Consider the following 6,759-nt stretch of genomic DNA (forward strand, 5'->3'; position numbering starts at 1 on the left):
ACCACATGTGCGGCGTCGTTGGCTACACGGGCAAGGGACAGGCAATCGACTTTCTGCTGTACGGGCTCCAGACGCTGGAGTACCGCGGATACGACTCGGCCGGCGTCGCCGTGCTGTCGCCGGACAAGAGCCTGCACCTGGTGAAGGTGGCCGGGCGCGTGGCCGCGCTCAAGGAGCGCTGCGACGCTGCGAACCTCGTGGGCAACACGGGCATCGGACACACGCGCTGGGCGACGCACGGCGCCCCGACGGACCGCAACGCCCACCCGCACACGAGCTGCGACGGCAGGATCGCCGTGGTCCACAACGGCATCATCGAGAACTACGAGTCCCTGAGGCGCCAGCTCATGGCCGAGGGGCACAACTTCAAGAGCGACACGGACACCGAGGTCGTGGCGCACCTGGTCGAGGACGCGTGGCACGGGCCCGCCAAGGGCGACCTGGCGCTCGCCGTGCGCTACGCCTGCGACAGGCTCGAGGGTTCCTGGGCGCTCGGCGTGGTGTGCGCGGACTGCCCGGGCGAGGTCGTCGTCACGAGGAAGGCGTCGCCGCTGGTCGTCGCCTCGACCAAGGACGGCGCGTACGCCGCGTCCGACGTGATGCCGCTCGCGAAGGCCACCTCGCACTGCCTGCAGCTTGACGACTACGACATCGCCACGCTCCACGAGGACGGCTCGATCGACATCGTGGACCGCGAGGGCAGCCCCGTCGAGCACCCCAAGCCGCTCGACATCGACTGGGACGCCTCCGCGGCGACGCTGGGCGGCTACTCCGACTTCATGGCGAAGGAGATCGCCGAGCAGCCTGAGGCGATCTCGCGCCTGCTGAAGGACCGCCTGGGCGGGCACGGCGTGGAGCTGGACGAGCTTTCGATGAGCGAGGCCGACCTCAAGGCGATCGACCGCATCTACATGGTGGCCTGCGGCACGTCCTACCACGTGAGCCTCATCGCGCGCGAGCTCGTGCAGGACTGGGCCAAGATCCCTGTGTTCTGCGAGTACGCCTCCGAGCTCAACTACAAGGAGCCGCTCGTCACGGACCACACGCTCTGCGTGATCATCACGCAGTCGGGCGAGACGGCCGACACGCTCACGGCGGCGCGCCGCATGAAGGGCATGGGCTGCAAGGTCTTCGCGATCACGAACGTGCTGGGCTCCTCCGCCGCGCGCGAGTCCGACGGCACGATGTACATCCAGGCGGGCCCCGAGGTGTGCGTCGCCTCGACCAAGGCCTACACCGCGCAGATGGTGGCGTCCGCGCTCCTGGCCCTGCGCCTCGCCTACACGAACGGCAACATGGACCTGGACGAGGTCCGCAGGCACTTCGCGAGCCTCGAGCAGGTTCCCGCGCTGATGGAGGAGGTCATCAAGCGCCGCTGGCAGGACAAGCAGGCCGCGCGCGTGTTCCGCAACGCCAAGTCCGCGCTGTTCCTGGGGCGCGGCGTGAACTCCACCACCGCCTACGAGGGCGCGCTCAAGCTGAAGGAGATCAGCTACCTGCACGCCGAGGCCTATCCCGCGGGCGAGATGAAGCACGGCCCCATCGCGCTTCTGGAGCCCGGCTTCCCTGTGGTGGCCATCGTGCCGGCCGACCACGTGCACGACAAGACCGTGAGCAACATCGAGGAGTCCATCGCGCGCGGCGCGACCGTGGTGGCCGTGGCGACCGACGGCGACGAGCGCGTGGCCAAGCTCTGCGAGAACGTGCTGTGGATCCCACCCTGCCCCGAGGAATGGGTGGTGCCTCTGGTGGCCGTGGTGCACCTGCAGCTGCTGGCCCGCTACGTGGCGCGCGCCCGCGGCTGCGACGTGGACAAGCCCAGGAACCTGGCAAAGTCCGTCACGGTGGAGTAGAGCGTGGCTCGAGTTGGCGTGGGCGTCGGCATGCTCGAGATATCGAGGGTGACCGGCGCGCTCGAACGGGTTCCCGGCTTTGGCGAGAGGGTCTTCTCCGCGGAGGAGCGCGCGTACTGCGACGCGGGCGTGCGCCCCGCCGAGCGCTACGCGCAGTGCCTTGCCGCCCACGGCGCCGTGCTGAAGTCGCTTGGCATGACGGACGCGGCCGGCGTGCGCCTGGGCGACGTCCGCGTGGCCGAGGGCGGGCGCGGCAGACCCGTGGCGCGGCTCGCGGGCAAGGTCGCCGAGGCGGCCCGCGCGCAGGGGGTCGAGGAGGTCGTGCTCTCGCTCTCGCGCACGCACGAGGTGGCCGTGGCCAACGCCGTGGCCATGACGGAGGGAGCGCGCCCGCAGCCGCGGGAGGAGCACGACCCCAAGAGGGAGTTCCAGGCCTCCTTCAGGGAGGCAAAGTCGATAATCGACGAGCTCGAGCGGCTCCAGGACGGCATAATGGATACGCTTGAGGGAGAAGGGCAAGACGAGCGTCCCCGCAAGGACGAGGCGCCCACGCAAGGCCCTATTGGAGAGTGAGGGGCACATGCAGCCTGTTCTAAACGTTGAGGACGTCAAGCGCGTCGAGTCCGGCCTCACGGAGGTGGGCGTCAGCATCTCGGAGCTCATGCACAGGGCGGGAAACGCCGCGGCCAGCGAGGTCGTGCGCATGGGCGACCTGGGAAGCGTCACCGTCTTCTGCGGACTGGGCAACAACGGCGGGGACGGCTGGGTGGCCGCCGAGGCCCTGCTGGGCAAGGGCGTCCCCGTGACCGTCGTCTCGCCCAAGGACCCGGACGCCATCGCGGGCGACCTCGCGCGCGTGGTGGCCAAGAGCGCGCAGGCGGCAGGCGTCAAGATCCTGGTGGCACCGCCCCGCGAGCAGGTGGAGGAGCTCCTCTCGTCCACCGACGTCGTGGTCGACGCCATGTTGGGCACGGGCTTCCATGGCAGCCCCCGCGCGCCCTTCGACATCTGGATCGAGTGCATCAACGCGTCCGGCGCGCGCGTCCTCTCCGTGGACGTGCCGAGCGGCCTCTCCGCGCAGACCGGCCTCTCTGCCGGCGAGTGCGTGATCGCGGACACGACCGTGACCATGCTCGTGCTCAAGCCGGGCCTGCTCTCTGACAAGGGCCGCGACGCCTGCGGCGCCATCGTGGTGGCGCCCCTGGCCGAGCAGACCGAGCACCTGGCCGTCGAGGCGGACCCGGTTGCCTGGCGTGCCGACCTGGAGGACTACATCGACGTGCTCGAGCCCGCCTCGAACGCCGTGGACAAGTTCTCGCGCGGCTCCGTGCTCGTGGTGGGTGGCTCGACGCGCTTCGTGGGCGCGCCCATGATGGCCGCCATGGCGGCGGCGCGCGCAGGCGCCGGCTACGTGACGCTCGCCGTTCCCGAGCCCATCGCGCCCATCATCCAGGCGCGCATGATGGAGATCCCGGTGCTGGGCCTGCCCGCGGGCAAGGACGGCACGTTCTCGAACGAGGCGATCCAGCTCGTGGCGGAGCTGGCCGAGAAGCGCACGGCCACGCTGGTTGGGCCCGGCATGCGGGTGAGCTCGGGTACCGTGGGCGTGGTGTCGAGGCTGCTCGAGTCCAAGGTGCCGCTCGTGGTCGACGCCGACGGCCTCAACTGCATCGCGCGGCTCACCTCCAACCGCCTGGACGAGTTCCCGGAGCTGCTGCGCAGGAGCGCGCCCCTGGTGCTCACGCCGCACAGGCGCGAGCTGGGCAGGCTCGTGGGCCTGCAGGACACGCCGCCCGCGTCGCTCACCTCGGCCATGGAGGCCGCGCGCAGGATCGCCTGGGCGGACGGCGGCTCCGAGCTCACCGTGGTGGCGAAGGGCTCCGCGACGGCCTGCGTCGGCGTGGACGTGGCGATCCTGCCCAAGCCGGGCCCCGCGGCCCTGGCGACGGCCGGCTCCGGGGACGTGCTTGGGGGCGTGATCGCCGCGTTTCTCGCCCGCGCCAACGTGGAGAACGAGGACATCCCCGTGCTCACGGCGCTCGCGTGCGAGGTCCACGGCTACGCCGGCTCCATCGCCGCGGAGCGCTTTGGCTCGCGCGGCGCGATGGCACGCGACATCATCGACGCGATCGGCCTCGCCGAGGATGCGCTGGAGGAGCAGATCGCGTTTCCCGACTCTGGCAACGCGGAATAGCCTGGAGGTAAACCATGTCGGTTGAGTATCCCAAGAACAGGTGGGCGTGGGTCGAGGTGGACCTCGACGCCATCCGCAGGAACACCCGCGCCTTCAAGGCGCTGCTGGAGCCGGGCGTCAAGATGATGTGCGCCGTGAAGGCGGACGCCTACGGCCACGGCGCCGTGGAGTGCGCCAAGACGATGGCGAAGGCCGGGGCGGACCAGTTTGCCGTGGCCACGGTGGACGAGGGCGTGGAGCTGCGCCGCGGCGGCGTGACCGAGCCCATCCTCATGCTGAACGAGTCGCCGCTCGAGAGCCTGGACACGCTGCTCGAGTACGACATCATGCCCGCGGTGTACGATTCCGAGTTCGCGCTGGCCTACGGCGAGCGCGCCGTGGCGCTGGGCAAGGTGGGCAAGTACCACCTGGCCGTGGACACCGGCATGACGCGCATCGGCGTGCTGCCGGCCGACGCCGTGGAGTTCCGCCACATGATCGACTTCCACCGCGGGCTGGAGTGCGCGGGCACGTTCACGCACTTCGCGACCGCGGACGTCATCGGCGACTGGGACTTCAAGCAGCAGGCCAGGCGCTTCATGGACACCGTGGAGGCGCTGCGCCAGGCCAACCTCGAGGTGGGTCTCGTGCACTGCGACAACACGCCGGGCACCATCCTGCACCCCGAGTTCCACAACGACATGTGCCGCGTGGGCATCGGCCTCTACGGCCTGCAGCCCGCCGAGAGCACGGCGCCCCGCATCAGGCTGACGCCCGCCATGAGCGTGCGCGCCCGCGTGCTGCGCGTGGCCAACCCCGCCGTGGGCGAGGGCGTGGGCTACGGCCTCACGTACCGCGTGCCCAAGTCCAGCATCCAGGTCGCGACCGTGCCCATCGGCTACGCCGACGGCCTTGCGCGCAGCCTCTCCAACAACATGGACGTGCTCGTGAACGGGACGCGCGCCCGCCAGGTGGGCCGCATCTGCATGGACCAGTTCATGTTCGCGGTGGACACGAGCGCCGCGCGCGCGTACGAGCAGCCCAGGAAGCCGGTGGAGAAGGGAGACGTCGTCACGCTGATAGGCCGTGACGGGGACGAGGAGATCACCGCGGACGAGATGGCCGAGCGTCGTGGCACGATCAACTACGAGGTCGTCTGCAACTTCTCGGAGCGCCTCGACAGGATCTTCGTCTAGGGGGCGGCCCGCATGCCCGTCATGCACATACCGGGGCACGAGCACCAGCGCCCCAAGGAGGTCACGCTCGCGGAGATAGAGGACGTCCTGGGCAACTGCCACCGCTGCCCGCTGGGCGACACGCGCACGAACATCGTGTTTGGCGTGGGCGACCCCAACGCGCGCGTGATGTTCATAGGCGAGGGCCCCGGCCGCAACGAGGACCTGCAGGGTGAGCCCTTCGTGGGGGCGGCGGGCCACAAGCTCGACTCGCTCCTCTCCATCGCGGGGCTCACGAGGCGGGAGATCTACATCGCCAACGTGGTGAAGTGCCGTCCGCCCTCGAACCGCAACCCGCTGCCCGGCGAGATCGAGGCGTGCTCGCCGTTCCTGCGCGAGCAGATCCGCAGCGTGTGGCCCGACGTCCTCGTGTGCCTGGGCAACTTCGCCACGCAGTTCGTGCTGCGCACGGACAAGGGCGTCACGCACCTGCGCGGAAGGCTCTACCAGACGGGCCACTTCGTGGTGGCGCCCACGTTCCACCCGGCGGCCTGCATCTATCACTCCGACTGGCAGCCGCTACTCGAGCAGGACCTTGCCATGGTCGGCGCGTGGCTGCGCGAGCACCCGCGCGACGGGGCGGCGCAGCCCGGAACCACGCCCGCGGCGCCGGCGGCGCCCGAGGGTCCCAAGGAGGAGTAGCCATGGGCCAGATCGCAACAAGAAGCGCGAGGGGCGAGTTCTTCTCGACCTCGACGGAAGAGACCATCGGCCTGGGCGAGGCCCTGGGCCGCGTGCTCGGCCCGACGGACGTCCTGGTGCTCACGGGCGACCTCGGCGCGGGAAAGACGCAGCTCACCAAGGGCGTCGCACGAGGCATGGGCGTCACGGACGACGTGACGAGCCCCACGTTCACCATCGAGATGGTCTACGAGGGCGCCACGATGCCCCTCTACCACTTTGACCTGTACCGCCTGGACGACGCCGACCAGCTCGAGGACACGGGCCTGTTCGACGCGATGGGCGTCGACGGACCCTGCCTCATCGAGTGGGGCGAGCAGTTCTCCAGCGAGATTGGGGACGACCGCGTAGACGTCTTTGTCTCGCGCCTGGACGACGAGGTGGCGCCGGGCGAGGAGCCGCCGCGCCGCATCAGGTTCGTCGCGCGCAACGCCAGGGGAGAAGAGCTGCTCGACCGGCTCGACGCCGAGCTCGGGGCCTGATTCACGGGGCGCTCGGCGCCCGGAAAAGAGACTTGCATGCTAGACCACAACCCAGACCCGTCCGGGGCGCTCACGGTCCTTGCCCTGGACACCTCCACCGACATGCTCGCGTGCGCCGTCGCGCACGTGGGTGCGGACGATGCCGACGGCGCGGGCGTGACCGTGCTCGCCGCGGGCGACCACCTGTGCCGCCGCCACGCCAACGAGCAGCTCGTCAACACGGCGCTCGACTGCCTGGGGCGGGCGGGCCTCTCCATGGCCGACGTGGACGCCGTCCTCGTGGGGCGCGGCCCCGGCTCGTTCACGGGCGTGCGCATCGGCATCGCCACGGCAAA

The 6,759-nt window shown here is 70.2% G+C and carries 7 protein-coding genes; all 7 read left to right on the forward strand.

Annotation, left to right across the window (positions count from 1 at the left end):
- Positions 1–5 precede the first annotated feature (5 nt).
- A complete protein-coding gene (gene glmS / locus ACI38Z_RS07395; protein WP_439789547.1) occupies positions 6–1,853 on the forward strand; it encodes a glutamine--fructose-6-phosphate transaminase (isomerizing) in 1,848 nt (615 codons plus the stop codon).
- 3 nt (positions 1,854–1,856) lie between these two features.
- The gene (locus tag ACI38Z_RS07400) at positions 1,857–2,426 is read left to right on the forward strand and encodes a holo-ACP synthase (RefSeq protein ID WP_439789548.1); all 570 of its coding nucleotides are present in this window, start codon (positions 1,857–1,859) and stop codon (positions 2,424–2,426) included.
- Between the two features lie 7 nt (positions 2,427–2,433).
- Positions 2,434–4,047, forward strand: a complete 1,614-nt coding sequence (locus tag ACI38Z_RS07405; RefSeq protein WP_439789549.1) for an NAD(P)H-hydrate epimerase — start codon at positions 2,434–2,436, stop codon at positions 4,045–4,047.
- A 14-nt stretch (positions 4,048–4,061) separates the two neighbouring features.
- Positions 4,062–5,222 (forward strand): alanine racemase, encoded by a 1,161-nt coding sequence (alr, locus tag ACI38Z_RS07410; protein ID WP_439789550.1) that lies wholly within the window; start codon positions 4,062–4,064, stop codon positions 5,220–5,222.
- A 12-nt stretch (positions 5,223–5,234) separates the two neighbouring features.
- On the forward strand, positions 5,235–5,903 hold the full coding sequence (locus ACI38Z_RS07415; RefSeq protein WP_439789551.1) for a uracil-DNA glycosylase: 669 nt from the start codon (positions 5,235–5,237) through the stop codon (positions 5,901–5,903).
- Between the two features lie 2 nt (positions 5,904–5,905).
- Positions 5,906–6,424 carry a tRNA (adenosine(37)-N6)-threonylcarbamoyltransferase complex ATPase subunit type 1 TsaE gene (gene tsaE / locus ACI38Z_RS07420; RefSeq protein ID WP_439789552.1) on the forward strand — a complete coding sequence of 173 codons (519 nt, stop codon included), beginning with the start codon at positions 5,906–5,908 and terminating at the stop codon, positions 6,422–6,424.
- Between the two features lie 36 nt (positions 6,425–6,460).
- On the forward strand, positions 6,461–6,759 hold a 299-nt coding region (gene tsaB / locus ACI38Z_RS07425; protein WP_439789553.1), incomplete at its 3' end, for a tRNA (adenosine(37)-N6)-threonylcarbamoyltransferase complex dimerization subunit type 1 TsaB.

The sequence above is a fragment of the Parafannyhessea sp. genome (genome assembly GCF_051876455.1).
Lineage (GTDB): Bacteria > Actinomycetota > Coriobacteriia > Coriobacteriales > Atopobiaceae > Parafannyhessea.

Bases quoted from the DNA above. Each gene is read 5' to 3' on its own strand.
- glmS (WP_439789547.1), top strand. From the start codon at position 6: ATGTGCGGCGTCGTTGGCTACACGGGCAAGGGACAGGCAATCGACTTT.
- tsaE (WP_439789552.1), top strand. From the start codon at position 5,906: ATGGGCCAGATCGCAACAAGAAGCGCGAGGGGCGAGTTCTTCTCGACC.
- alr (WP_439789550.1), top strand. From the start codon at position 4,062: ATGTCGGTTGAGTATCCCAAGAACAGGTGGGCGTGGGTCGAGGTGGAC.
- ACI38Z_RS07415 (WP_439789551.1), top strand. From the start codon at position 5,235: ATGCCCGTCATGCACATACCGGGGCACGAGCACCAGCGCCCCAAGGAG.
- ACI38Z_RS07405 (WP_439789549.1), top strand. From the start codon at position 2,434: ATGCAGCCTGTTCTAAACGTTGAGGACGTCAAGCGCGTCGAGTCCGGC.